23 protein-coding genes are annotated in these 24,576 nt (G+C 54.1%); 11 read left to right on the forward strand and 12 right to left on the reverse strand.

Annotated features, from left to right (window positions below):
- Positions 1 to 172 precede the first annotated feature (172 nt).
- From G6R38_RS01790 to G6R38_RS01800, 3 genes are all read left to right on the forward strand, one after another.
- Entirely contained in the window at positions 173 to 1,231 is a 1,059-nt protein-coding gene (locus G6R38_RS01790) for a LacI family DNA-binding transcriptional regulator (RefSeq protein ID WP_166819969.1), read from the forward strand.
- 59 nt (positions 1,232 to 1,290) lie between these two features.
- On the forward strand, positions 1,291 to 2,298 hold the full coding sequence (locus G6R38_RS01795) for a DUF1559 domain-containing protein (RefSeq protein WP_166819970.1): 1,008 nt from the start codon (positions 1,291 to 1,293) through the stop codon (positions 2,296 to 2,298).
- A gap of 75 nt (positions 2,299 to 2,373) precedes the next feature.
- Positions 2,374 to 2,808: a transthyretin-like family protein gene (locus G6R38_RS01800; protein ID WP_166819971.1), complete on the forward strand. Its 435-nt coding sequence runs from the start codon at positions 2,374 to 2,376 to the stop codon at positions 2,806 to 2,808.
- Between the two features lie 24 nt (positions 2,809 to 2,832).
- On the opposite strand, the gene G6R38_RS01805 is transcribed toward G6R38_RS01800, so the two are convergent.
- Entirely contained in the window at positions 2,833 to 3,540 is a 708-nt protein-coding gene (locus G6R38_RS01805; protein ID WP_166819972.1) for a diacylglycerol/polyprenol kinase family protein, read from the reverse strand.
- Positions 3,541 to 4,073: 533 nt separating this feature from the next.
- Here G6R38_RS01805 and G6R38_RS01810 point away from each other — a divergent pair.
- The 4 genes from G6R38_RS01810 (at position 4,074) to G6R38_RS01825 (ending at position 9,577) form a co-directional block, all read left to right on the forward strand.
- Positions 4,074 to 6,131, forward strand: coding sequence for a PrkA family serine protein kinase (locus G6R38_RS01810; RefSeq protein ID WP_166819973.1), 2,058 nt, complete (start codon positions 4,074 to 4,076; stop codon positions 6,129 to 6,131).
- A gap of 105 nt (positions 6,132 to 6,236) precedes the next feature.
- The gene (locus G6R38_RS01815) at positions 6,237 to 7,343 is read left to right on the forward strand and encodes a DUF444 family protein (protein WP_166819974.1); all 1,107 of its coding nucleotides are present in this window, start codon (positions 6,237 to 6,239) and stop codon (positions 7,341 to 7,343) included.
- A gap of 54 nt (positions 7,344 to 7,397) precedes the next feature.
- A complete protein-coding gene (locus G6R38_RS01820; RefSeq protein WP_166819975.1) occupies positions 7,398 to 8,924 on the forward strand; it encodes a SpoVR family protein in 1,527 nt (508 codons plus the stop codon).
- A gap of 161 nt (positions 8,925 to 9,085) precedes the next feature.
- The gene (locus tag G6R38_RS01825) at positions 9,086 to 9,577 is read left to right on the forward strand and encodes a hypothetical protein (RefSeq protein ID WP_166819976.1); all 492 of its coding nucleotides are present in this window, start codon (positions 9,086 to 9,088) and stop codon (positions 9,575 to 9,577) included.
- 70 nt (positions 9,578 to 9,647) lie between these two features.
- Here G6R38_RS01825 and G6R38_RS01830 read toward each other — a convergent pair whose 3' ends face one another.
- From G6R38_RS01830 to G6R38_RS01845, 4 genes are all read right to left on the reverse strand, one after another.
- Positions 9,648 to 11,033 carry a coiled-coil domain-containing protein gene (locus G6R38_RS01830; protein WP_166819977.1) on the reverse strand — a complete coding sequence of 462 codons (1,386 nt, stop codon included), beginning with the start codon at positions 11,031 to 11,033 and terminating at the stop codon, positions 9,648 to 9,650.
- Positions 11,034 to 11,191: 158 nt separating this feature from the next.
- Positions 11,192 to 11,752 (reverse strand): orotate phosphoribosyltransferase, encoded by a 561-nt coding sequence (gene pyrE / locus G6R38_RS01835; RefSeq protein ID WP_206028428.1) that lies wholly within the window; start codon positions 11,750 to 11,752, stop codon positions 11,192 to 11,194.
- A 156-nt stretch (positions 11,753 to 11,908) separates the two neighbouring features.
- On the reverse strand, positions 11,909 to 13,195 hold the full coding sequence (gene clpX / locus G6R38_RS01840; RefSeq protein ID WP_166819978.1) for an ATP-dependent Clp protease ATP-binding subunit ClpX: 1,287 nt from the start codon (positions 13,193 to 13,195) through the stop codon (positions 11,909 to 11,911).
- 173 nt (positions 13,196 to 13,368) lie between these two features.
- Positions 13,369 to 13,767 (reverse strand): SHOCT domain-containing protein, encoded by a 399-nt coding sequence (locus G6R38_RS01845; RefSeq protein WP_166819979.1) that lies wholly within the window; start codon positions 13,765 to 13,767, stop codon positions 13,369 to 13,371.
- Positions 13,768 to 14,243: 476 nt separating this feature from the next.
- Between G6R38_RS01845 and G6R38_RS01850 the strand changes: the two genes are divergently transcribed.
- The 3 genes from G6R38_RS01850 (at position 14,244) to G6R38_RS01860 (ending at position 16,165) form a co-directional block, all read left to right on the forward strand.
- Positions 14,244 to 14,780: a hypothetical protein gene (locus G6R38_RS01850; RefSeq protein WP_166819980.1), complete on the forward strand. Its 537-nt coding sequence runs from the start codon at positions 14,244 to 14,246 to the stop codon at positions 14,778 to 14,780.
- Positions 14,781 to 14,809: 29 nt separating this feature from the next.
- A complete protein-coding gene (locus tag G6R38_RS01855; RefSeq protein WP_166819981.1) occupies positions 14,810 to 15,421 on the forward strand; it encodes a HEAT repeat domain-containing protein in 612 nt (203 codons plus the stop codon).
- A 123-nt stretch (positions 15,422 to 15,544) separates the two neighbouring features.
- Entirely contained in the window at positions 15,545 to 16,165 is a 621-nt protein-coding gene (locus G6R38_RS01860; protein WP_166819982.1) for a hypothetical protein, read from the forward strand.
- Here the strand turns inward: G6R38_RS01860 and G6R38_RS01865 are convergent.
- The 7 genes from G6R38_RS01865 to lysS form a co-directional block, all read right to left on the reverse strand.
- On the reverse strand, positions 16,147 to 16,887 hold the full coding sequence (locus G6R38_RS01865) for a hypothetical protein (protein ID WP_166819983.1): 741 nt from the start codon (positions 16,885 to 16,887) through the stop codon (positions 16,147 to 16,149). The genes G6R38_RS01860 and G6R38_RS01865 overlap by 19 nt on opposite strands.
- Positions 16,888 to 16,982: 95 nt before the next feature.
- Entirely contained in the window at positions 16,983 to 17,843 is an 861-nt protein-coding gene (gene ilvE / locus G6R38_RS01870) for a branched-chain-amino-acid transaminase (protein ID WP_166819984.1), read from the reverse strand.
- A 28-nt stretch (positions 17,844 to 17,871) separates the two neighbouring features.
- Complete coding sequence (locus G6R38_RS01875; RefSeq protein ID WP_166819985.1) at positions 17,872 to 18,237, reverse strand: VOC family protein; 366 nt, start codon at positions 18,235 to 18,237, stop codon at positions 17,872 to 17,874.
- 26 nt (positions 18,238 to 18,263) lie between these two features.
- Positions 18,264 to 18,704, reverse strand: a complete 441-nt coding sequence (locus G6R38_RS01880; protein ID WP_166819986.1) for a hypothetical protein — start codon at positions 18,702 to 18,704, stop codon at positions 18,264 to 18,266.
- A gap of 26 nt (positions 18,705 to 18,730) precedes the next feature.
- Positions 18,731 to 19,531 (reverse strand): ABC transporter ATP-binding protein, encoded by an 801-nt coding sequence (locus tag G6R38_RS01885; RefSeq protein WP_240928029.1) that lies wholly within the window; start codon positions 19,529 to 19,531, stop codon positions 18,731 to 18,733.
- A 60-nt stretch (positions 19,532 to 19,591) separates the two neighbouring features.
- Complete coding sequence (locus G6R38_RS01890; RefSeq protein ID WP_240928030.1) at positions 19,592 to 21,445, reverse strand: ABC transporter permease; 1,854 nt, start codon at positions 21,443 to 21,445, stop codon at positions 19,592 to 19,594.
- A gap of 59 nt (positions 21,446 to 21,504) precedes the next feature.
- A complete protein-coding gene (lysS, locus tag G6R38_RS01895) occupies positions 21,505 to 23,013 on the reverse strand; it encodes a lysine--tRNA ligase (RefSeq protein WP_166819987.1) in 1,509 nt (502 codons plus the stop codon).
- 161 nt (positions 23,014 to 23,174) lie between these two features.
- Between lysS and G6R38_RS01900 the strand changes: the two genes are divergently transcribed.
- Positions 23,175 to 24,401, forward strand: coding sequence for an aminotransferase class V-fold PLP-dependent enzyme (locus G6R38_RS01900; RefSeq protein ID WP_166819988.1), 1,227 nt, complete (start codon positions 23,175 to 23,177; stop codon positions 24,399 to 24,401).
- Positions 24,402 to 24,576: the final 175 nt, after the last annotated feature.

The following is a 24,576-nucleotide window of genomic DNA, read 5'->3' on the forward strand; positions in this document are numbered from 1 at the left end:
ATAAAGGATATTGGATAAATGCACGCAAGGTACCATGTCATCAGTACTTCCACCAAATCACCTTAGAGAAACCCCTTCGTCACTGTCGTTTTGGCACGATTTCTGCTTTGGCGATTTTCAGTGATATCGCGTGATATCCCTGGAAATGAATGCTATTTGTGCCGATCGAGTCATGCCGCCCGAAAATCGCTCGAATTCCCAAGTTCCACGAATGATCGATGTCGCTCGCCGAGCCGGTGTGTCGCGGATGGCGGTTTCGGCTGTGTTGATGGGTACCGGCGAAGGCCGAATCCGGGTCTCTCCGAAAACCGCGACGCGAATTCGTGCGGCGGCTCAGGAAATTGGATACCGCCCGAATCGAGCGGCTCAGCAGTTGGCTGGTAAGAAAAGCGGGGTGGTGGCAATCATCGCCCGAGACTGGCAGAACTTTCTGACGCAGAAGGCATTGGCGTGGATGCAGACATTCGCGGAATCCTTCGACCTGAAAGTTTTGGCCGTTCGAGCGTATCCCGAGACAGACGCGATCTACCGGACGCTGGAAGAGTATCGCAGTGGCTGGGTGGATGGCGTGGTTTACTTGGCCCACGAGAACGAATCGCAATGGCCGGAATTGGTGGAGCTCCTCAGAGGACAACCCTGCTTCGTCACGGCGATTGGATCGCTGAACATTGACGGAGTTCCGCGTGTGATTAATGAGGTGCAATCGGGTGCGGTTCAAAGTCTGCGACATCTTCACGAACGAGGTTTTCGGCGTCCCGTGTTTGTCACGGAACAACTTGAGCTTGGTTCGATTCCATCGCGATTGGATGCGTACCTCGCCACCGCCAGCGAATTAGGAATGGATTTCGGTCGAAAGCAAGTCATCGTGGCCACTCGCGATTGGCTTGTGAACGATCCCAAGTTCGCCCCGCTGTTTGATGAGCTGGCTCACGACCTGCTGGCGATCCGGCAAGCCGATTCCATTCTTTGCGACACGGATTTCACAGCGGCTGGACTGCTGAAAGCGATTCGCCACTTAGGTTACCGCGTGCCGGAGGAATGTGCCGTGGTCGGTTGGGGAAACTTGCAATTCTCGGCCTTCACCGATCCGGCACTGACGACTGTCAGCTACGACCTACCCACCTTGCTAGAACGAGCGATGAGCCAACTCAAGGGCCTCATCGAGCAACATTCCCCGAAGAACGACACGACAGAAGTGGCAACGGAACTTGTGATCCGCGAGTCCGCCTAACTTCAGAAAACACCAAATTTCGCGCTCAACTGTTGAACATTTTTTTCGGAGCATTTTTTATGATTACTCACAGAAGACACGGATTTACGCTGATCGAATTGCTCGTTGTCATTGCGATCATCGCCATTCTCATCGCTCTGTTGCTGCCTGCTGTTCAACAGGCCCGGGAAGCCGCCCGGCGGACGCAGTGTAAGAACAACTTGAAGCAGCTCGGCATCGCTCTGCACAACTACCACGACACCTATCAGTCGTTCCCACCGGGCAACTTGGATCCCAACGCCAACGGTGATCGTAGTGCGAGTTGGCTCACGCGGATTCTCCCCAACATGGAGCAGGGGGCCGCGGCTGGGCAAATCACTTACAACGATACCGACTGGACCATGCAATCCGACCGGACGAATCGCAACTGGGCCGTGACGAATGCCTTGCGAGTTGCCAGCCTGAACTGCCCGTCCAGCCCGCTGCCAACGACCCGAACGCAAAGCACGAACAGCTCCACGCAAGGTCTGGGAGCACCGGCGGAAATCGAATACCAGTTGGTGAATTACGTTGGAATCAACGGTTCCTACAACCGTGGCGGTACAACGACTTGCTGTCCGACCCCATCGACTTGGACCGGCTACGCTCGTTCGAATTACAACGGCATGATCGTTCCCGATAATTCCAAAGGAGATGCCACGCGAATCGCTGACGTGACCGATGGGACAAGCCAGACGATCATGGTCGGCGAGCAATCTGATTTCTACATCGCTGATGACGGAACCAAGCAGGACTTGCGAGCGTGTCGGCATGATGGTGGGGCATGGTCGGGCGGTGCTGGCGGTGACACCGGATGGTGGCTCAACATGACGGCCATTCGCTACGACATCAACGCGAACCGAATCGACAGTGGATTCGGGCACAAACAGCCGTACCACCGTCACACGCTGATCAACTCGGCACACCCTGGCGGAGCACAGATGCTGTTGGGGGACGGGTCCGTTCGGTTCTTCTCCGAGAACATCGATCGACCAACACTCGAAGCGTACGCCGACCGAGCGGACGGCACGGTGATCAACGAACTGTAAGACCACGTTGTTCGGTCGATCCCATATTCCACTCAGCCAGCGTCCTGCTGGCTGCATTTTTTCATGGAGACTCTAATGAAGACGACGATTTATTCGCTGCTGATGACTTGGTCGACGTTGACGTTTCTCGGTTGTGGTGGCGGTGCGAGCGACCAACCGGAAGTCGTTGACGTCACTGGAACTGTGATGCAAGGTGGTACTCCGGTTGTCGGTGCCCTTGTCGAGTTCATTCCCGAAAACGGCAGACCCTCGCAAGCAACGACGAACGAACAGGGCGAGTTCACCTTGAATTATCTCGATGGCGTGGACGGGGCCATCGCGGGCACGCACAAGGTCCGGATCAACCCGAACCCGATCGACTCCTCGGCCGCCGGCGGCGGTGAAGAAGCTCCGGCCGCTGCACCGCCGGAACCGATTTTGTTCAATAATCCTGATCCGGTCGAAGTTCAGCCAGACGGCGAAAACACGTTCACATTCGACATTGCCGAATGGCCGAAACAACGGGGCTAAACGTTCGTCGGTGGCGACGTTGGTCTAGAGATGATCCCAACCGACGAACACGGTCTGTGCCGCTGCCATCGTCAGGACGGCACAGAAACCAACTCGAATGTTGTCGTTGAGACGGGACGGCAAAGACTCCGCGATCGCTGCGACCAATGCGGCCGAACCGGTCACCGCGAGTGCCGTCAAGAAGCTGACCTGACGGTACTCGGCCGCTTCAACGTTGAACCATGTTTCGCCCCAATACCAGAGAGCGGCAACCAACGTTCCCATCACGATAAAGCTGAAGAATCCACTCCAAGACTTATCCCCGTTCCAGGGCAATCGAGGACCACGGAAGAGCTGTCCGCCCAACGTTGCACAGCCGTCTCCGAAGGCCAGAATTCCGAGCACAGCCATGCCAATTTGGGCGGCTTGCGGGAAGATCAAGAACGCTCCGAAGACACTCAGCACGTACCCCAAGACGGCAGTCGCACGAGCCGTGTCTCCGCTTCGCTGAATGTGCTGATACCGCAAGAAGATATGCAGTGACAATGCGATCCCGATCACTGCAATGATGCTTTTGGCAATCCACGAAAGCGGATCGCGGTGCGGAATCAGCCATAGCAACGGCGGAAGCAACCCCGGCGACATATGCCACAATCGCCGACGCCACTCTTTCGGTTCCAAACGTGCCAAGAAACCGGTTGGCTTGCTCTGCGGTCCCTCGAGCACATCGGTTTCGTGTTTTCCAGATGACATGACAGCGGTGAGTCCGTAATTTCGGGTCGGCGTCTGAAGTTTTCCAAACACTTCAATCATGCCAACTTAACGAATTGAGATTTCCGTCGGAAGACTACCGAGCGGACGAATGCCGCGTCGGTTATGGCAAAAATGACGGGTCTTGCGTGTTCAAATCGCTGGCAGAATTCGATCCCCACGGTCGGTGGAATTTGAACAGATCTTGACATTGATATTGCCTCCATCAAAAAAGATGTGATAATGGGAATAGCTTACCCCACCGACGGAGCTTGCGGAGAGTTTCGTTCGCCATGCTGAATTCTGCTGTCTCAGCATGGGTTTGCGTAATTCGTTTTCTCACAACTTGATTTATGGCCATGGACGGTCGTTATTCGCCTCACGATTCAATCGGTTTCGATTTTTCGCCGATCGGGTTGTTGAGGAATTTGATTCTGCGCGGAGGTGATTGCCAACGCGCTGACCATCAAACCCTGTCGACTACCGGGTTCGCGCACATTCCTGGTGGGAGGGTTCGATAGCCGAGGAGCCTAATCATGGGAACAGGTCGCGACTTACTCAACCGTTTTGCAGAGCGTCAAAACGCCGACGCCTACCGTCAAGAGCATTGGCAGGGTTCCTTCGACGAATATCTCGATATCGTCAAAGCGAAACCCAAAGTCGCCCGCACCGCCTACCAGCGTCTGTACGACATGATCATGACGTACGGTTCTTACACCGCAGAAGGCAGTCGCAAACGGGAAGACTTGGTCCGCTATCGCTTCTTCGACGACCCGGAAAACGGCGGCCGTGACGCCATCTTCGGTTTGACGCGAACTCTCATGGAGCTCACGAACGTCTTCAAAAGTGCCGCTCTGAAATACGGGACGGAACGACGTGTGATCCTGTTGCATGGGCCGGTGGGGTCCTCCAAAAGTACCATCGCCCGCCTCCTGAAGAAGGGCATGGAACACTACACCCACACCGACGAAGGGGCGATCTACACCTTCGGTTGGAAACAGGAAGATGGTTCGATTCTCTGGGACCCAATGCACGGCGAACCGCTGCAATTGGTGCCGGAAAAGTACCGCGAAGAACTCTGTTCCATTCTGAACGAAGGATTGGACGAGGACGACCCGAACTACCACAAAGTCGAAATTACGGGCGAGGTCTGCCCGCTCTCGCGTTACATCTTCCAAGAGAAACTCGAGCAGTATGACGGCGACTGGACCAAAGTCGTGAATGAAGTCGTCATCAAGCGGTTCTTCTTCAACGAACAAGACCGCATCGGCATCGGTACGTTCCAACCGAAGGATGAGAAGAACCAGGACTCCACCGAGCTGACCGGCGATATTAACTATCGAAAGATCGCCGAGTACGGCAGCGATTCGGATCCTCGCGCGTTCAACTTCGATGGCGAATTCAACGTCTCCAACCGGGGAATCATCGAGTTCATCGAAGTGCTCAAACTCGATGTTGCATTCTTGTACGACCTGCTCGGTGCGTCTCAGGAACACAAAATCAAGCCGAAGAAATTTGCCCAAACGGACATCGACACCGTCATCCTCGGACACACGAACGAACCGGAATATCGAAAGCTGCAAAGCAATGAATTCATGGAAGCGTTGCGTGACCGAACCATCAAAATCGACGTTCCCTATGTGACCAAGCTCTCCGATGAAATTCGCATTTACGAGAAGGACTACAATACCGACCGCGTCCGTGGGAAGCACATTGCCCCCCACACCTTGGAAGTGGCGGCCATGTGGGCTGTGCTCACCCGATTGGAACAAACCAACAATGCGGGGCTCACGCTGCTACAGAAAATGAAACTTTACAACGGTAAAACGTTGCCAGGGTTCACGCAGGACAATGTGACGCAACTCAAACGTGAAGCTCGTAGTGAAGGTCTGATGGGGATAAGTCCGCGTTATGTTCAGGACAAAATTTCCAACGCACTTGTCGTGAACACCAACAGCACGAGCATCAATCCGTTTATGGTGCTGAACGAACTCAGCGAGGGATTGAAACATCATTCACTGATTCAGAACGATGACCTCCGCGAGCACTACAACCACCTGATCAGTGTCGTTAAAGAAGAGTACACCGACATGGTCAAAAACGAAGTGCAGCGGGCCATCGCCGCCGATGAAGAGGCTCTCACGCGGTTGTGCAGCAACTATATCGAGAACGTCAAAGCCTACACGCAACGTGAGAAGGTGAAGAACAAGTTCACCGGTGAGGACGAAGAACCGGACGAACGTCTGATGCGGTCGATCGAAGAACGGATCGACATCCCGGAAACTCGTAAAGATGATTTCCGACGAGAGATCATGAACTACATCGGGGCGCTAATGCTCGATGGTCGGACATTCAATTACCGAACCAACGAACGATTGCAAAAAGCCCTGGAGATGAAACTCTTTGAGGATCAAAAAGACACCATCAAGCTGACCAGTCTCGTTTCCAATGTGGTTGATGCCGACACACAAGAGAAGATCGACATCGTCAAGAGTCGTCTCGTCCGCGATTTTGGTTACAACGACGAATCAGCGACGGATGTGTTGCAATACGTGGCCAGCATCTTTGCCCGAGGAGATGCCAAGAACGAATAATTCCCCGAACGGCCTGTGAGACAATCGGCTCTCCAAAACCCCGGCCGGCAGTTGCGGTCGGGTTGTTTTCTAGAGCGGCTATTGTCGTTTTGTGGAAGAAGACTCATGAGTCGAAGCATCGACCGAGATCAAAAACGGTTCAACGAAATCGTGCGAGGACGCGTGCGGAAGAACCTCCGCAAGTATGTCACGCACGGCGAGATGATCGGTCGCAAAGGCCGGGAGTTGGTTTCAATTCCCGTGCCAAACATTGACATCCCCCACTTCCAGCATGGCCAAAAAGGTTCCGGTGGTGTCGCGCAGGGTGATGGCGAAGTCGGTCAACCGATCGGCAAAGGTCAAGACGAGGCCGATGGTCAAGGTCAGGCCGGCAACGAACCGGGAAAGCACATCCGGGAAGTCGAAATTACACTCGATGAACTCGCCGATATGCTCAGCGCGGAGTTGGAACTGCCGAACATCGAACCGAAGGGGAAAGATACGGTCAAAAGTCGAAAGGATCGTTACTCAAGCATTCGTCAGACCGGCCCTGATTCGCTTCGACACTTTAAACGCACATTTAAACGAGCACTGAAACGACAAATTTCGACAGGCAGTTACAACCCAAGCGATCCACGGGTCATTATCCAACGAGACGACGAACGTTTCCGCAGTTGGAAGACAATCGAGGAACCTCAAGCTAATGCCGCGATCATCTACATGATGGATGTTTCCGGCAGCATGACCGACGAGCAAAAGGAGATTGTGCGGATCGAGTCGTTCTGGATCGACACCTGGCTGAAGAAACAATACGACGGTGTCGAACGACGTTACATCATCCACGATGCGGTCGCTCGGGAAGTTGACGAAGAAACGTTTTATCGCACACGCGAATCCGGTGGGACGCGGATTAGTTCCGCCTACCGGGGGGCAGCCAAAATTATCGAACGAGACTTTCCGCCCTCGGATTGGAACATTTACTGTTTCCATTTCTCCGACGGCGATAACTGGGGCGAAGACAGCGAAACCTGTCTCGATATCCTCAGGTCCGGACTGTTGCCGATCTCCAATCTGTTTTGTTATGGCCAAGTCGAAAGCCCATACGGTTCCGGCGATTTCATCCGCGATCTGAACCGAATCCAAGACGAACACGAAAACCTCATTCTTTCGGAAATCGAAAACAAAGACGCGATCTACGACTCCATCAAAGACTTTCTCGGAACAGGACGATAACGTTCATCGCGAAAGCGTCCGGCCGATCCTACCGATCTCGGAAACACGTGCGTCATGCCTATTAGCACTCAACGCCCATTGCCGCCGGAAATCAAAGCCATCCAAGACGACTTGGAAGCGAAAGCCGCCGAGTATGGGCTCGACTTCTTCGAAACCATCTTCGAGATGGTGGACTATGAAGAAATGAGCATGCTGGCTGCATACGGCGGGTTTCCGTTGCGGTATCCCCATTGGCGGTTTGGAGCCCAGTATGATGAACTGATGAAGTCCTACTCCTACGGGCTCTCGAAAATCTACGAGATGGTGATCAATACCGATCCGTGCTATGCGTACCTGTTAACTGCTAACGAATTGCTCGATCAGAAATTGGTCATCGCCCACGTCTACGGACACTGCGACTTCTTCAAAAACAACGCATGGTTCAGCCAGACCAATCGCCGCATGCTCGATCAAATGGCCAATCATGCCGCTCGCATTAATCGGTATGTGGATCGATTTGGATACGAGCGGGTGGAAGAGTTCATCGACGCGTGTCTGTCCGTGGAAGACCTGATTGATCCGCACAGTATGTTCATTAAACGGCCGGGAGAAAACGGTCGCGTCGACCAGCCAACAGGGAACGAAAGCACTTCGGATGGAGGAACGCGATTTCCTTCGAAGGGCTATATGGATTCGTTCATCAATCCGCCGGACGTGTTGGCTGCCGAAAAAGAAAGCCAACGACAAGACGCCGAGCAGAAAGAAAAGAGCCGATCGTTCCCGGAACATCCGCAACGTGACGTGCTGCAATTCATCCTGCAAAACGGTGCCCTAAACGATTGGCAGCACGACATTCTTTCGATCATTCGCGACGAAGCATACTACTTCGCACCACAGGGCATGACGAAAATTATGAATGAAGGATGGGCGAGCTACTGGCACACGACCATCATGACGCAACATGCACTCACTGATGCGGAGATTGTCTCTTACGCCGATCATCACTCCGGCACAGTGGCGACACAACCAAACCGTTTGAACCCTTACAAACTCGGGCTAGAACTTCTACGGGACATCGAAGAACGTTGGGACAAGGGCCAATTCGGTTCCGAGTGGGACAACTGCGACGATCTTCACAAGAAGGCAACCTGGGATCGCCAACTTGGTCTCGGACGCGAGAAGATCTTCGAGGTTCGTCGAATCCACAATGACACGACTTTCATCGACACATTCTTAACGCCGGAGTTCTGCGCGAAACACAAAATGTTTTCGTTCGCGTACAACGACTCGAGCGAGTACTACGAAATTGCATCACGCGAATTCGCGCAAATCAAGCAGCAACTGCTTCACAGTTTGACCAACCACGGTCGCCCGTTTATTTACGTGATCGACGGCAACTATCGGAACCGCGGCGAACTGTTCCTAGAACACCAATACGCCGGCAGTCCTTTGAAACTGGACTACGCTCGGGACACGTTGATCAACCTGGAAAAACTTTGGCGACGCCCTGTGCACATCGCGACTGTCATCGACGAAACGCCTTCGGTGATCTCTTGGGACGGCCGTTCGCACGAGATTCAACCGCGTCGCAAAGCATCTTAACCGAAAGCCACGAACGATTCTGGCGGCAGCCTCTAGAGCGAGTTTGACCCATGTGTTGCAATCCGGAACTGACAGTTTCCAACGGAAACACAGAACCGTTCACAACACCAAAGCTAGCCTGTCTCTAGTGAATTCCGTTTGGATTGACGGAGGGTACAAATATGAGTTTCACACCGACCATCGAAGATGCGTTGAACGCTCTTACAACCGGGCCCGGACCGCAGTCATTTTCGCTTCAACATGCAGGGCCCGATGCCGACTTGACGGTGTCGCTCTCGGCGATCGACACCCTGAGTTGTTCCGTCTGTTCGATCCGGGCCGATGTTCCCAGTGTGGCGAATCTAGGTACGTCCCAACTGAAAAACTGGGCTGATGCGCTCAGTCAACGCGTGACCTACTTGCTCGAAGATATCGGCCCGGTGGAGTTCGATCCCAATTCCGGCCAAGCGTTGCTACGTTCGACCAAACCCAGCGATGACGGTTCCACGAAACGATACTACGAACTGGTGCTATCCACGAGTTCCAACGGTTCGTTTGAGTTTGCTCGTTACGAAACAATCGCAGGTCAACCAGGGCGACACCCGGTCGATATGCAACTCACACGCGAGGTTGTCGACCGGTTGCTCAATGACTTCGTCGACACGATTCCATAGTACGTTTGCAGGTTATCGGTTCAAATTTCCCATACCAACAAATCGTTGCTGTGTTGATGGGACAACGGTTCTACCGTCTCAATCGCTCAAGGCTTCGGCGTAGCAGGTCAAATTTTGACTCCAACTGTTCATACTCCACCAGCGTGTGCTGAGTGATTCCGTTCGCACGACGCATGGCTCGCTCCAACCGTTGCCAAGACTCGGTTGATGCCCGCAACGCATTTCGAACCAAGTCGGAACCTTCGTTGTGATCGTTGATCCGATCCGCCAACTGACCGGCTTCGCGTTCGAAGTCTTCCGCGAGATCGATCAAACCGCCGTTTTGTCGACGAAGGTCGTATCGGTATTCTTCGGAGAGTTCAGCGGAATCCCCTTTGATCTGACCGGCAAGCTCAAGAATTTGTCGCCGCGTGGTGAGAATGGGAGTTTCCAATCGAAGCTCCCGATGAAGGGCGGCATCGAGTTGCGACAAGGCCCCCTCGATCTCTCGAATCCGATTGTCCACCCGCGCTCGTCGCACCGCTTCCGAAACGGCATGCAGGTTCTGATCGAAATTTTCGTACTCCCGCACCAACAATCGGAGACGTTGACCGTCGTCAACCAATCTTTGTAGCGATTGAGCGGACCTCAATGCTCGATCCGTTTGTCGAGCGATGTCCCGACTGTTGCGACTGCGGTTTCGACTTAGTTCTTTTTGAAGCTGTCCCAGCGTTTGCACGATGCGATCGAGGAGCAGGGCGGCACGCGGACGATCATAACCATGCCGCGGAACCCCTTCGGGAGCGTTCAACATACGATGCAAATCTTCGTCCGCCACGGTGGCCTTCTCAATGGATCGCCGAAGCCGGTCGTCGAGCCGATCCGAGCGTTGCAGGTCATGGACAACGTGATGCCAGGCTTCATCAAAGGACGCATATTTTCGTTGGATTTCATCTAGCGACGACTGATTGTCGAACTGATTCTCTAAATCCCTGGCTTGATCATGAACCCGATGGACGTCTCGTCGGAGCGGGTGATTGATGTCCGTCAAACGATCCTCGACATCTTCTAGCGCTTCTTCCAATTCGTGAGCGATGTCCTCAGCTTGCGAGTAGTCGTCGCGTCCCCATGCGCGTAATCTCGGTCCGTCTTGCTCCGTACGCTGAATCTGCATGCGGATGGTTTCGCCATTCGGAAGTTGTACATCGTAGTACCCTGGTTCATAAGTCGGGTCCTGAACTACGAAGCGTGCACCATCGGCGTTCTCCCGCGGTTCCACCGAACGCCTCCGGTACTCGTTTTGCCGTTCACGATACCAATCCCGCTGACGCGACTGATATTGCTGCCGATTCCGCTGCAGGTTTCGGTAGTATTCGTCCCAATTCTCGGATTGTCCGTGAACTATTCCCAGGTCGCCCGCGAACATGATCATCACGAAAGTAATGGACGTGATCGTCTTGAGGTTGGGAATCAACATGATGGTTTTCCGTCGCAGATGGGTTGAATCACGATGTGCGGATGGGAGTGATGCCGTCGTCGAGACATCACTACTCTTCACTATACGCGCACCGGCCCGGAATCGCAGCCAGATTTCCGATTTTCTGCCTGCCTGCCGAGCGATCTCTATGGTCAGGATCACGAATCGCCGAGCGGAACATCCAAATCCGTGACGTCGAGCAGGGCTCGATAAGGCAGCTCCGCACCAGCAAAGGTGGCCGCTCCGCCTTGCAACCGATCCACCACACCAACGACTTGAACAACGTCGCAGCCGAATTCTTGGATTCGCTCGACCGAGATCATCGCACTCCCGCCAGTCGTCACGACGTCATCGACGATCACCACGCGTTCCCCAGGTGTCACCGGGCCTTCGACGTACCGTTTTGTCCCATGACCTTTAGCTTCTTTGCGGACAAGAAAACCTTTGAGATCGCGACCGCGGACCGATGCCATTGCGATGACGGCGCCGATAATTGGATCGGCACCAATCGACATTCCACCGATGGCGTCGTACTTTACGTCCGCCAGCAAATCGAGCAATCCCTCAGCAACGAGCCGAAGCCCGTGGGCCTCCAGCGTGACTTGCTTCCCATCGAGGTAGTAATTGGATTTTTGTCCCGACGCGAGTGTGAACTCTCCGAACTTCAACGCTTGGTTTTTGAAGGCTTCGATCAATTGATCCCGGTTGTACCCGCTCATCAGTCTGGCTCCGATTGGTGTCGTTTTGGTTTGCCTGTTCGCGAGGATGCCGCACATCCCGTCCGCTCTTTCGGACCATACTAGAAACACCGCCAAAAGAAAAAGCCCCGAGGAGATCCTCGGGGCGATGTTTCGATGATAGTCTGGTTGAAACGATTAGGCAGCGGCGGAATCGTTGCCGGGGAACAACCGTTGTTCACCACGAATCATTTCCGGCGTGACCACATAGTTCCGGCCAGGTTCTTGATCTGGCAGTTCGTACATGATTTCGAACATCGCTTCTTCAACGACGCTCCGAAGACCACGGGCACCGGTGTCTTTGTTCTTGGCAATCTTCGCGATTTCGCAGAGGGCACCCTCGGTGAATTCGACGGTCGCGTTCTCCATTTCGAAGAACTTCTCGAATTGTTTGACGAGGGCGTTCTTTGGCTCGGTCAAAATACGAACGAGATCGGGAACTTCCAGCGGTTGCAAAGAGCTGAGGACGGGCAAACGTCCGACCAATTCGGGAATCAAACCGAACTCGAGGACATCGTCGACGGAGGCATGTTTCAACAACGAACCTTCGCGTTTGTGCTCTTCGCGACGAGTTTCGGTTGCGTTTCCGAAACCGATGGACTTATTGCCCATGCGTTTCGCAATGATATCTTCGATTCCCACAAACGTCCCGCCGCAAATGAACAGGATATTGGTGGTGTCGATTTGGATATACTGTTGCTCCGGATGCTTCCGACCACCTTGCGGCGGAACATTCGCCACGGTGCCTTCGAGCATTTTGAGCAGAGCTTGTTGGACACCTTCACCAGAGACGTCGCGAGTGATGCTCACGTTCTGGCTGGTCTTGCCGATCTTGTCGATCTCGTCGATGAACAAGATACCGCGTTGGGCCGCTTCGATATCGAAGTCGGCGGCGTGCAACAGTTTCAACAGCAAGTTTTCGACATCTTCACCGACATAGCCGGCTTCGGTGAGCGTCGTCGCATCACCAATGGCGAAGGGAACTTGCAACATTTTGGCGAGAGTCCGAGCCATCAACGTCTTGCCGCAACCGGTCGGACCGATGAGCATGATGTTGGACTTGTCCATCTCAACGTCGCTGTCCATATTCTCTTTGAGAATCAACCGTTTGTAGTGGTTGTGAACCGCGACCGCCAGGGTCTTTTTCGTATGGGTTTGGCCAATCACGTACTCGTCAAGGTAATTGACGATTTCGCGTGGCGTGGGAACATTGGTAAAGAGTTGTTTCGAACTGCCGCGCCGTCGTCGTTCTTGGTCGAGAATAGACTGGCACAGCTCGATACACTCACCGCAGATGTAGACGTCTTCAGGGCCTTCCACAAGAGGGCCGACGTCACGGTAACTTTTCCGACAGAAAGAGCAGTTTGCGTTTTTCTTGCCGGTCGATCCACGCTTGGTGGTACCAAAATCTTTACTGGAGGCCATATTCTTCCTTCATCGCAGCCGATCACACACGGGGGGATCAAGTCCTCTCGGTTCCTTGTTTGCCTCCTTGCAAACCTAATTGTACGGCATCGGAGCGGACATGCCGCCACCGATCCCTTTCAGCGAAGCGAATTTCGTGAAAAACTCACTCGCTTGCAGGGGATTCGACAAGGTCACCGTGATGAGTCTTCATCGTTAGGGTCAACCATGTCGTCGCCTGCCTCCTCGTCCACAACATCCGATTCGACGAAACTCGTCGAGTCAGAAGTTCCCTTCGCCACAGTGGGCATTTCGGGCGCGGACGATGAGCCGTCCAGTCTTTCGACCAACCGACCCTTGATGGATCGGTATTCTTCGTCCGTCAATTCACCTTCTCGCCGCAATTCGTGGATGTGACTCAGCATTGCGTGGGGATTCGTGTCAGAATCCGCATCATCGCTGAATCGTGAACGGAGCTTGTACACAACAAACACTCCAATCGCGATAACCACTCCCAGTCCGAGCAGCTGATACAGTGAATCGAAAAACTCCTGGTATATCTGGTCTAAACTTCGACCGCCGCGTCTGGGCATGGCTTTGGTCTCGATGAATTGAAAAAACGGTTTCCCGCTCAATTATCATCGATCCCAACCGATGCGGCAAGTTGCGACTGAAAATTCAAGCCCTGCATTTGACGTGCCAAAAAGATCGTTCCATAAATTTTCTGCAAGGTCAATCCACGACATTCGTGGAAAAAACCAGGAAAACGCCGCCAGTCGGCCGTCATAAATTTCCATTCGGTCCGCTGTTGTCCAGGTGGTGTCTTGGACGGTTTTCAATCCTGCGATGTAAATCCGACAATTGACAATTGCATTCAATGGGGCTTCTCGTCATCGAGTTTCTGAAGATCGAGAAATTGACCTCGCTCTGTTTGCCGATCTACAATATAGGTATCCCTCATTTTCAACGATTCGCAACCCACACCACGAATCGATTCGGTTTTCCAACACTCAAATTATCGCGCTTTCATCTCGAGGTCAAAAATTCCGCCTATGTAAAGGAGATGCGTATGAAACCGGTGCTAGTTGACGCCGAAACGTTGCGAAACCTGTTCGCAGGGCTGGTCGAAGATACCTTCCAAGTTGAATTGGGAGTGGCTGACCCTTCGCTAACAGACTACCTTTCCAACCTTCTCGTGCGATTTGTGCGGTGTGACGCGATTTACCGCATCCGCAACGCTACCGGCCAGCGTCTCTACGAGGTCGCGGAAATGCTGCTCGAAGCTGAAGAACGCGAAGAGCGTCCCCAGCACGAAATCCATCGGCACGTCGGTGATTTCACTCTCTTCTGGGCCGGAGTTTTTCCAGAAGCCCTCAAACGGTTGCAGGGTGCCGAGCGGAAAGACCATCTCCTCGATTACTGCCAGCAAGGCAAACGAGCGTACTATTTGGCGAGTACGTGCAAGGAAGAACCGTTCCGTAGCCAGTCGGAATTGCTGCGTCGTTTAAGCGAAGAGTTCGAACTGTGCAGCTTCGGCCTTAATCGCGTGCGGAATGAATGGGAGAAGCTGCCGCGGCAAGCTGGGGCTTCGCCCGAGCGAAATTAGTATCGGATGAGATTCGAAGGGACCGCCGAGTGGCGAAGGACGTGCAAGTCGAGGAATTTCGGTTTTGGCTCACGCGACTCGGCGGGAATCGCGAGCAAGAAGCGGCAACCGTCGCACAAATGCGATTGATTGAATCCAACCGATTTTTCGCATTGCTTCACGAAGTGCTGGCGATGGCTGATGCCGAACTGAGATGCCAAGCCGCATTGGCGGTATTCCATGTCGAGCCGAGTGGCGGGGTCGAGTTTCTCGTGAGTTTGCTCGACGATCCCGAGTGGATTGTGCGTGTTGAAGCCTGTGGATTGCTGCATGACATTGCCGAGACGGCAGCGGTTTCAGCACTGAATCGCACGATGAGATCAGATCCTCATCCGATGGTTCGAAACACGGCTGCTTATGCGCTCGGTGGAATCGGTGATCCCGTTGCAATCCCGGCACTCATTGAAGCGTTGGACAACGATCACGAACCGGATGAGCTCGGGCATACGACAAGTGCATGTGCGATGACTGCTCTCGACAACATATTGAAGACAAACCACACGCGAATCAAATCCTCGGAAGGTCTTTGTCAAATGCAGCCAGAGCCCACCGATGTCGAGACCCTCAAAGCCGAAGCGATGGAGGTTTTCCGAAACCTGTAGCACGTTGATTCGACGTAGCGACCAAACTGTCGAATTACTGAGATCCGTTGGTGCGATTGTCGCGTAGACTTGGTAAACAGATTAAATAAACGATTCACTGACAACATCGACCTAAGAGCGCTCATGAACTCACCAACGTCGCTGAACCAAACTGGCCCACTTCGCCATCCGTTAGGACTTCCTGCCGGCAGTGTGCGGGCGGCGTTGACGTTGATGGTGGTGGCGTTCATTGTCTATCAGACCGCGACGAAGCACGAAATCGGCTTGTTGTGGTCGGAAACCTTGATGATCGTGTTGGCTCACTACTTCACGTCCCGGCGGTTCGTCGAATTACCGAAGGAAGTCAAAGAGGACCTAATTGCCCGCGGCGTGTACCCGCACGACGAACAACCACTTTTCCTCCCGCGTCACACAATTCGCGGGGTCATCATTTTGGCGTTCGCGGGACTTTCCATTTACCTCTACCGAGAAGGAACACTCTTCGACCGGAAATCGATCGCGATCGTGGGAACGGTCGGGGCGTATTTTCTTGGGTTGCTCGTGAACGTGATTGTCCGTTGGTGGCGGGGCGATAAACGGGGAGCCAGTTGGTGGGAGGACACGAAAGCCGTCATCACACTGATGGTTGTGGCGATTACCCTTGTCGTTGAGTTAACCGGCCTGAGCGCGGCTCTACCGATCAAACCCGAAGACTTGCAAAACGCGACGCTCGGATTGATTCTGTTCTACTTCGGCTCGCGTTGAGACTTCTCGGCACGCTTCTGCTTGTACGCTTCGACAAAACTTGCGGGGTCGTCGTCGAACGCTTGTTTGCATCCGGTGCAGCAAACGTAGTAGGTGTCCCCTTGAAAGCTCACCTTGATCGTGCCCAGTCCGCCAGTCACGATACATTCCGGTCCACTCGGTCCGGCGGCGAGTCGGGTTCCCTTGCGTGTGTAACCGATCTCCGCAACGCGGGTCGTGAAACTTTGGCCCGGCTTCTGCGTTTCAAACAACGCTAACATTCGTTTTTCGTTCAACAGACGAAACGAAACTTTGTGAACCAAACCGTCTTCCACAGGTGATTCGAGAACGAGTTGGCCGTCTGCCACTTTTCCGGTGTAGGTCCGTTTCGACTCGTTTGGCAACGTGACTGTAAGAAGATAGGTTTCCGACTTGGGTTCCCACGTTAAGCGGGCAGAGTGAATGAGTTTCCCTTTGGAAACCTTCCACACGAGAGCCGGTTCCGGTTCAAAATCCCAGACCCATTCCGCAGTCTCCAACCAAGCACCGCGACGCGATCCGCGTTGGGGTTGCCCCACACCTCGCCATTCGCCGACCCATCCATTGAACTTGGCGAGCGAGTTTTTGGCGGACGATTTCTCCGCTGGCGTTTTCTTCGCAGTCGGTGATTCTGCAAACACACCGATCGAGCAGAGCGAGACGGACAACAGAACCAACAGGCAGGCGGCAAGTAACAATCGCATCGGCAATACACCTCTCAAATTAATCAGCTCAACCGGGACGACGGTCGGCTGGGATTTGCATCGGAGACACGAACATAAACACCGCCCGACCAAGATCAGACCGATTCCGTTGACTCACGGAACAATTTGAGGAGTTTCCGCGTTGTCGGTCCCGGTTCTCCATTCCCGATGGCTCGCCCGTCGAGACTGACGACCGGAATCACCTCCGCCGCCGTTCCCGTCAGGAAACACTCGTCCGCCACGAAGATGTCATGTCGTGTCATTTCGGCCTCTTCGACGGCGATCCCCGCCTTTCGAGCCAACTCCATGACCGTATTCCGTGTCACGCCTTCCAAAATCCCGGCACTCTTGGGTGGTGTGAGGAGTATTCCACGTTTCACGATGAAAATATTATCGCCCGTACACTCAGCGACTTCACCTTTGTGGTTCAACATCAATGCTTCGATTGTGCCCGCGTCGGTTGCTTCGATCTTGGCAAGAATGTTGTTGAGATAATTTAGCGACTTGATCCGCGGACTCAGAGCACCGGGATGGTTGCGAATCGTGCTGGCGGTGACGAGTTGCAAACCGTCTTCGTAGAGCTCTTTCGGGTACAGCGAAATCGTATCGGCGATAATGATCACCTGCGGATTGCTCGTCCGGCGAATGTCCAGTCCCAGCGAACCGGCACCGCGAGTGATGACTAAACGCACGTAGCCATCCCGGATGTCGTTCGCTCGCACTGTGTCTTCGGTAGCCTTGGAGAGTTCCTCAGGCGACATCGGAATTTCTAAACGAATCGCTTTGGCGGACTCGTACACCCGCTCGATGTGTTCTTCCAACAAGAACACTTTCCCGCCGTAAACACGAATCCCTTCGAACACGCCGTCGCCATACAACAAACCATGATCGTAGACACTGACTTTCGCATCTTCTTTGGCAAACAGTTGGCCGTTGATGTAGACCTGATTCGGCATGTTATTGGACCAGTTTTATCGGAGGGTGCTAAATGTATGATGTCAGCAATTCGACGACATGGCCATCAAAATCCTTGACGACGGCCCGGCGTCCCCATGCGGAGTTGCTCGGCTCGGAAACGATTGCGATTCCGTTAGCTTGAAGAGACGCCACTGTTTCGTCAACAGAATTGACTTGGAACCCCAGACGGACCGTTGTCGTCGGCGATTGGTTCAGGCTAAGAGGATAGATTTCCAACGTGCAGTCGTCCATCGTGCACGCAAAATGATCCGGTCCTCGGCCATGCGACTCTCGTGTGAACGACAATCCCAGCGTCTTACAGAATTCGACCGCTATGCCGATGTCCGCCGACCGAATCACAAGGAGGTTCAACTTTGGCATTGGTGTCGCCATTGGCTCCTTGGATATTGATGGCGATCTTACCAACCGCCCTCTGGCGGATCGAGACGGGTCTTGAGAAACTTGAAGTAGCGTTTGGGCTCGTCTTCAAAGATTTCCGCACCGGCCCCCATATAGGCACGGCTGAGTTCGTCCGCTGCGTGATCCAAGTCTTTTAACTCGAATTGACACTGGCCCAACCGCAAATGGAGAAACGGATTGCCAATCGCATCCGGACAGTGCATCGCCAGGGAAAGATTGTCGCGACCGGCTTCGTAGTCACCACCAAGGAAATTTGCATCGCCAACGGCCGCGAGAATCCAAGTAGCGGCTTCGTAGTCGGTTTGGGGTTCCGGGAGCAAATCCCAAGCTTGCCAATACTGTTCCAACGCGGCCGCATAATCGTCGACGCCCGCGAATTGGTCTCCCTGTTCACAGAGCGATTGAATCTGTGCCAGAACATCACTTGCTAATTCCGACATTTCAATCACTCGTCAAATGTGTTCGCTCAAGTGGCCCCGTTTTTCAGGGTTTCCAGTTGTCCTTCGCGGAGCCGTACGATCCGGTGGGCTTGCTTCGCGATGGCATCGTCGTGCGTGACCATGATAATAGTGAGGCCGTTTTGCTCGTTCAAGCCCGACAAAAGCCCCATGATTTCCTGCCCGGTGCTGGAATCGAGGTTGCCGGTTGGTTCGTCAGCGAGCAACACCTGAGGACTCCCCACAAGAGCCCGCGCGATTGCCGCACGTTGCATTTCACCACCGGAAAGCTTGGAAGGCTTGTGCTTCGTGCGGTGTTCCAATCCGACTTTCTTGATGATGTCGGCGGCTTGCTCACGGAACTGTCTGCGTTTCTTCCAAAAGTCCCACAGCGAATGCCGAATCATCAACGGTGCGAGGACATTTTCCTCCAGCGTAAGTTCCGGCATCAAATGATAAAACTGGAAGATAAACCCGAAGACGCGGTTTCGGATGGCGTCTCGCGCTTTGGTCGGTAGGTCGTGGATGCACTCACCATCGAGCCGAACTTCACCGATATCCGGTGTATCGAGCAAGCCGAGCAAATGGAGCAGGGTGCTTTTGCCCGAACCCGATTGGCCAACGATCGACACAAACTCCCCGCGAGACACGGAGACATCCACACCTCGCAACACCGGAACCGGACGGGCGGCGTTGTTGTATGTCTTTTCGAGAGTGATTGCCGCAAGGTGCGGCGTGGGTTCCGGTTCCGTGGCCGACGAATCGCAAGTTTCCGTGCGGGGTTCTGACGGCGAACTCTCAAACTTCGGTGACATGGTTGGAATGGTCATACTCGGCCTCCCTTGCCGATGAATTTCGGGATGGATGCAATCTCAGGTGACATCGTCCATTTATTCGTAACGCAGCGCCTCGACAGGGCGTAGACGAGACGCTCGACGTGCCGGCAGCACACTCGCCAGGACCGCAATCGTCATCGCCCCCAATGCCACCCAAACCACCATCATGGGGTTCACCAGGGTTGGGATTTCGGGGAAGTAGTAAATTGTTTCATCAAAGACCTTCCGACCGGTCAATTTGGTGAGCCAGTCTTCGATGGTGTTGATGTGATCCACAAACAACAGGCCGATGACCACACCCACGCCGCTCCCAACAATGCCAAGTGCCAAACCGTAGGAGAGGAAGATCGTCATCACTCCAGTCGAGCCAGCACCAAGGGCTTTGAGAATGCCAATGTCACGAGTTTTCTCGACGACGATCATGAAGAAGATCGCCAAGATGCCAAATCCGGCCACCGCGATAATCAGGAACAGCAGCACGTTGAGAATGGCCGATTCAATTTCCACGGCGGCCAGCAACGGGCCTTGTTTCTGTTCCCAGGTTTTGACGGTCATCACTCCCGGCGGGAATGCAGCTTTCAGACGTGCGACGACTTCATCCGCGTTGTCAAAATCATTCAGTCGAATTTGAATCGACGTAATCGAACGGACAACGGGTTGGACGTCTGCGCGATCGACAGTCAATACCCCCTGTTTGCGTTGTGCGGGATCGAGTTCGACCTGCACCATGTTCGTTGACGCGTTCAACTCCTTGACAACTCCCGAGAGTTGATCGTCAACAGAACCGATCAGCACGGTTTGCCCGATTTCCAATTCGGAATCGGGAGTCGGATAGACCATGCCGCGAATCTTTTGCAGATACTCCAGATTGCAGAAGATGAGGTTCGAGTCGTACTCGCTCATGCCGCTCTTGAAGACATCACAAATCGTCGCATTGAAGTGTCGAACTTCCGGCGGACGACCGGCAGAGACGGTACCAATCTTCACATCGTCACCAGGCTGAACCATCATCACGGTCTCGACGTGGCCGTCACCTTTCTCGTCATACGGAAAGCTGACCAAACCAATACCGACGTACAATCGACCGTCCAACGGAGCAAACGGATCGTAGTTGGTATCCGGTTTCGCGGGTTCGGTCGGGAAGGGATTTGTGGCACCATCGGACGTGGCAGCGAACGGATCGTCCGGAAGCGTGTCTTCGGCCACGAAGATGTCGGGCGTGGTGTTGTCGTTCGGTTTCGCGGCGACGGCGGGTCCGTCTGGTGTTTCGACTTCGAATGGGGGCGGTTCCGTAGCCGCGAACGGTGGGGGTTCGACCGGTTCCGGGACGGTTTCGGCGTCCGCGATCGGCATAGGTGTTTCGGTATCGAACATCGTCAACATTTCCTGCTGACGAGAGAGCCATTGCCGACGGTAATCACGAGCGGCTTCGGTCAATTCCCAACCAGGAGCTTCGTTTTGCCCCCGCAACGGTGCTCGTACGACTTCGCCGTGCTGCCGGAGTTCGTTGTAACTATCGAGATAATCTTTCAACGGACCAACCGACGCTTTCCCCTCGGGACGAATCCCGATCAACGTCACCGGTCGTGTGATGTATTGGCCTGAATACGGGAAAGTCAACATCCCATAAACTTCGACGGTTGCCGTCATTCCCGCGATGTGATCGCCTGCGACGTCGCGGATCTGATCCATCTGAGCCTCCGCGTCGGGCACGCCATCGAGACTCGTGGTCTCAACAATCACGTCCGCGAGCAGCCCGTGAATACGGTCCCGCATCTCGGAACTGAACCCGGCCATCACGCTGTTGACGACAATCATTGTCGCCACACCGAGCATCACACTAATGATGCACGCCAACGCAATGTAACGCGTGCGGAGATATCGCAAGCAAAGCAAAATCTTGTACATGGGGACGTCCTTGTCCAAGTCATTGGAGGAGCGATTGGCTCGCTCATGCGGGGCGTGGTTTATGCTTCGGGTCGCAGCAGTGGGAAGTAGATGACATCGCGAATGGTTTGGCTGTTGGTCAGCAACATCACGAGCCGATCGATCCCAATTCCCAGTCCACCCGCAGGTGGCATACCGACCTTCAGTGCCTTGATGAAGTCCGTGTCCATCTTGGCCATGGAATCTTCTTCCGAAAGACCTTCCAGTTGCGTACGGAAGAGTTCCTCTTGCAACCGCGGGTCGTTCAATTCCGTGTAGGCGTTCGCAACTTCCATCCCTTGGATGTAGAGCTCGAAGCGTTCGGCGATGTTGGGATCGTCGGCTTTTCGCTTGGTGAGCGGACAAATGCTCGCCGGATAATCAATCACGAATACCGGACCGACCAGGTTGTCTTCCACGGTCGCCTCGAAGACCTCTTGGACGATGACATCCGGATGGACGTCCGTCGTTTCAATGCGAGTCAAAAAGTCTTTTGTGATCTTGCCGGAATTTGCCAGTTCGATCGCCTTCGCACGAACGGCGTCGGTGTCGTTCATTGCACAGCCGGCGTATTCCGCGAACAAATCAGCGTACTTCTTTCTCGGCCATGGTGGTGTCAGATCGATCGTCGTATCTTCCCAGGGCAGGGTGAGCTGATCGTCGTTCGCGTTCTCACAAACAGCCCGAGCCGCGTTCACGATCACGGCTTCGGTTAGATCCATCATCGTGCCGTAATCGCCGTAGGCTTGGTAGACCTCGATCATCGTGAATTCGGGGTTATGTGTGCGGTCGATGCCCTCGTTTCGGAAGACCCGACCAATCTCGTAAACCCGTTCGACGCCACCAACCATCAAGCGTTTGAGGTGAATCTCCAACGCGATCCGCAAATACAACTCCATGTCGAGTGCATTGTGATGCGTCGTGAATGGACGTGCCGCAGCTCCCCCGGCAATGCTGTGCAACACGGGCGTTTCGACTTCAACGAACCGATGTTCCCGCAAGGTTTGCCGCACGGAATCCAACACCGCCGAGCGTTTGAGCATCTTGTCTCGAACGCCTTCGGTGTAGATCAAATCGATCTCACGATGCCGCAACAGCAACTCAACATCTTCCACACCGTGATATTTTTCCGGTGGTTGTGCCAGCGATTTGCACAAGATAGTCAATTTCTCGACCATCACGGAAATTTCACCGGTGTCGGTCCGCTTGAGCTTTCCGTCGATACCGATCAAGTCCCCGAGATCGAGCTGCCCCATCAATTCCCACTGTTCTGCAGGCAAGTCACCGCGAGAGAACAGGAGCTGAATCTGGCCGGAATAGTCGGCGATATCATAGAATCGGAGTTTACCCGCCTTGCGACGTAGCATGATTCGACCGGCCACGCGGGTCAGCTCTCCGACTTCGCCCGGTTCTGCCGGAGCGTTTTCGCGAGCTTGAGCAATCTCGATATGGTTATCGAAGCGGCTGCCGTACGGATCTTGACCGAGTTCGACGATCCGGTCGAGCTTCTTGAGGCGTTCCTTTTCAAAACGATCGGGCTTGGCAGACATGGCGGGTCGGGTTTCGGAGCTAGATTCTTGAGTCAATCTTAGTAGTTTGCGGAATAATCGAAGAATTTCCGCGTTCCGTCAATGGCAAACCCGAACCGACACCGAATTCGCAGCGTCTTTCAAGCCGTTCCTATCCACAGATTCCCGGAAACCGCAGTCCTATGCCCCCCCAAAACGAGCTCCTCGACGACACTCCTTGGCAATCGCTTCGTGAACAATGGTTGGTCCCCGAGGATGTGACGTACCTGAATCACGGCTCTTTCGGCCCATCCCCGCGGGTGGTTCGAGAATCGCGTCAGCAGTGGTGCGATGCCCTTGAACGCGAGCCGATGGATTTTTTCTTACGGCAATACGAGACCGAGTTGGAACGGGCATTGGAAAAGCTGGGGAAATTTGTCGGAGCCTCGGCTCGGGAGTTGGTGTTCGTCGACAATGCGACGTTCGGCATGAACGTTGTGGCCGCCCAGATTGAACTGTCGGCCGGTGATGAAGTTGTGCTGACAGATCACGAATACGGCGCGGTGTTCCGTATCTGGCGCGATTTGTGTCAGGCGAGTGGAGCGGAACTGAAAGTGGCCCGGTTGCCGTTTCCGCTGACCGACCCGAATGAAATCGTCGAAGCGGTTCAGGACACGCTGACCGACCGCACGAAAATCTTGGTGGTCAGCCATGTGACCTCTGCCACCGCCACCAATTTCCCCGTGGAAGACATCTGCCAACTCGCCCGCAAACGTGGGGTTCCCACATGCGTGGACGGTCCGCACGCCATCGCTATGGTCCCGCTGAATCTGCGAGAACTCGGTTGCGATTACTATGTTGCAAGTTGTCACAAATGGTTGTCCGCACCATTTGGCACGGGCTTTCTGTACATGGCCAAGCGACATACGCAGAAGGTGCTGCCCGTCGTCAGAAGTTGGGGCGGTAGTCTTTCCGGACAGCCGAGTCGGTGGCAAGACGAATTCCAATGGATTGGCACGCGTGACCCCAGCAATTTTCTCGCCGTTCCCACTGCCATCGAGTTTCTCGAAGACATCGGTATACAAAAATTTCGCGACCGTACCCATGCACTCGCCGAGTATGCTCGGAGTCGAATTGAAGCCCTCACCGGTTTGCCGACCTTCTTACCGAATTCGTCGGAGTGGTATGGTTCAATGATCTCGTTGCCGATCCCACCGTCGAACGATCCCGATGTAGGCGGCGTCCTGCGTGACCCGTTGCAAACCGCACTCTGGGAACGTGAACGCATCGAAGTCCCCGTGTTTCATTGGCACGAGCGGCGATTCATTCGTGTGTCTTGTCACCTGTATACAAGCACGAAAGACATTGATCGGCTCGTCGATTCTCTGCAGCAACATCTCCCTGAGTTTTCGAAATCGGCCGAAGAATAGAGCGAAACCGCGTATTCCTGAACATTCAGTGACGCAGGCAGATCGCATTGATCTTTCGAAAAGTCGGATTCCCGCAGGCAGGGACTTCCGATACACTCGGCGGTTCCGCCGGCTCGAAGATCAAGATTTTATGTGGACGCCGACTCAGACCGATCAACAATCTGACTGGACAGAC

It is taken from the genome of Thalassoroseus pseudoceratinae (assembly GCF_011634775.1).
In the GTDB taxonomy this organism is placed as follows: Bacteria; Planctomycetota; Planctomycetia; order Planctomycetales; family Planctomycetaceae; genus Thalassoroseus; species Thalassoroseus pseudoceratinae.

Excerpts from the sequence above, each read along its gene's own strand:
- G6R38_RS01790 (WP_166819969.1), top strand. The coding sequence starts at position 173 with ATGCCGCCCGAAAATCGCTCGAATTCCCAAGTTCCACGAATGATCGAT.
- G6R38_RS01795 (WP_166819970.1), top strand. The coding sequence starts at position 1,291 with ATGATTACTCACAGAAGACACGGATTTACGCTGATCGAATTGCTCGTT.
- G6R38_RS01800 (WP_166819971.1), top strand. The coding sequence starts at position 2,374 with ATGAAGACGACGATTTATTCGCTGCTGATGACTTGGTCGACGTTGACG.
- G6R38_RS01805 (WP_166819972.1), bottom strand. The coding sequence starts at position 3,540 with ATGTCATCTGGAAAACACGAAACCGATGTGCTCGAGGGACCGCAGAGC.
- G6R38_RS01810 (WP_166819973.1), top strand. The coding sequence starts at position 4,074 with ATGGGAACAGGTCGCGACTTACTCAACCGTTTTGCAGAGCGTCAAAAC.
- G6R38_RS01815 (WP_166819974.1), top strand. The coding sequence starts at position 6,237 with ATGAGTCGAAGCATCGACCGAGATCAAAAACGGTTCAACGAAATCGTG.
- G6R38_RS01820 (WP_166819975.1), top strand. The coding sequence starts at position 7,398 with ATGCCTATTAGCACTCAACGCCCATTGCCGCCGGAAATCAAAGCCATC.
- G6R38_RS01825 (WP_166819976.1), top strand. The coding sequence starts at position 9,086 with ATGAGTTTCACACCGACCATCGAAGATGCGTTGAACGCTCTTACAACC.
- G6R38_RS01830 (WP_166819977.1), bottom strand. The coding sequence starts at position 11,033 with ATGTTGATTCCCAACCTCAAGACGATCACGTCCATTACTTTCGTGATG.
- pyrE (WP_206028428.1), bottom strand. The coding sequence starts at position 11,752 with ATGAGCGGGTACAACCGGGATCAATTGATCGAAGCCTTCAAAAACCAA.
- clpX (WP_166819978.1), bottom strand. The coding sequence starts at position 13,195 with ATGGCCTCCAGTAAAGATTTTGGTACCACCAAGCGTGGATCGACCGGC.
- G6R38_RS01845 (WP_166819979.1), bottom strand. The coding sequence starts at position 13,767 with ATGCCCAGACGCGGCGGTCGAAGTTTAGACCAGATATACCAGGAGTTT.
- G6R38_RS01850 (WP_166819980.1), top strand. The coding sequence starts at position 14,244 with ATGAAACCGGTGCTAGTTGACGCCGAAACGTTGCGAAACCTGTTCGCA.
- G6R38_RS01860 (WP_166819982.1), top strand. The coding sequence starts at position 15,545 with ATGAACTCACCAACGTCGCTGAACCAAACTGGCCCACTTCGCCATCCG.
- G6R38_RS01865 (WP_166819983.1), bottom strand. The coding sequence starts at position 16,887 with ATGCGATTGTTACTTGCCGCCTGCCTGTTGGTTCTGTTGTCCGTCTCG.
- ilvE (WP_166819984.1), bottom strand. The coding sequence starts at position 17,843 with ATGCCGAATCAGGTCTACATCAACGGCCAACTGTTTGCCAAAGAAGAT.
- G6R38_RS01875 (WP_166819985.1), bottom strand. The coding sequence starts at position 18,237 with ATGGCGACACCAATGCCAAAGTTGAACCTCCTTGTGATTCGGTCGGCG.
- G6R38_RS01880 (WP_166819986.1), bottom strand. The coding sequence starts at position 18,704 with ATGTCGGAATTAGCAAGTGATGTTCTGGCACAGATTCAATCGCTCTGT.
- G6R38_RS01885 (WP_240928029.1), bottom strand. The coding sequence starts at position 19,531 with ATGACCATTCCAACCATGTCACCGAAGTTTGAGAGTTCGCCGTCAGAA.
- G6R38_RS01890 (WP_240928030.1), bottom strand. The coding sequence starts at position 21,445 with ATGTACAAGATTTTGCTTTGCTTGCGATATCTCCGCACGCGTTACATT.
- lysS (WP_166819987.1), bottom strand. The coding sequence starts at position 23,013 with ATGTCTGCCAAGCCCGATCGTTTTGAAAAGGAACGCCTCAAGAAGCTC.
- G6R38_RS01900 (WP_166819988.1), top strand. The coding sequence starts at position 23,175 with ATGCCCCCCCAAAACGAGCTCCTCGACGACACTCCTTGGCAATCGCTT.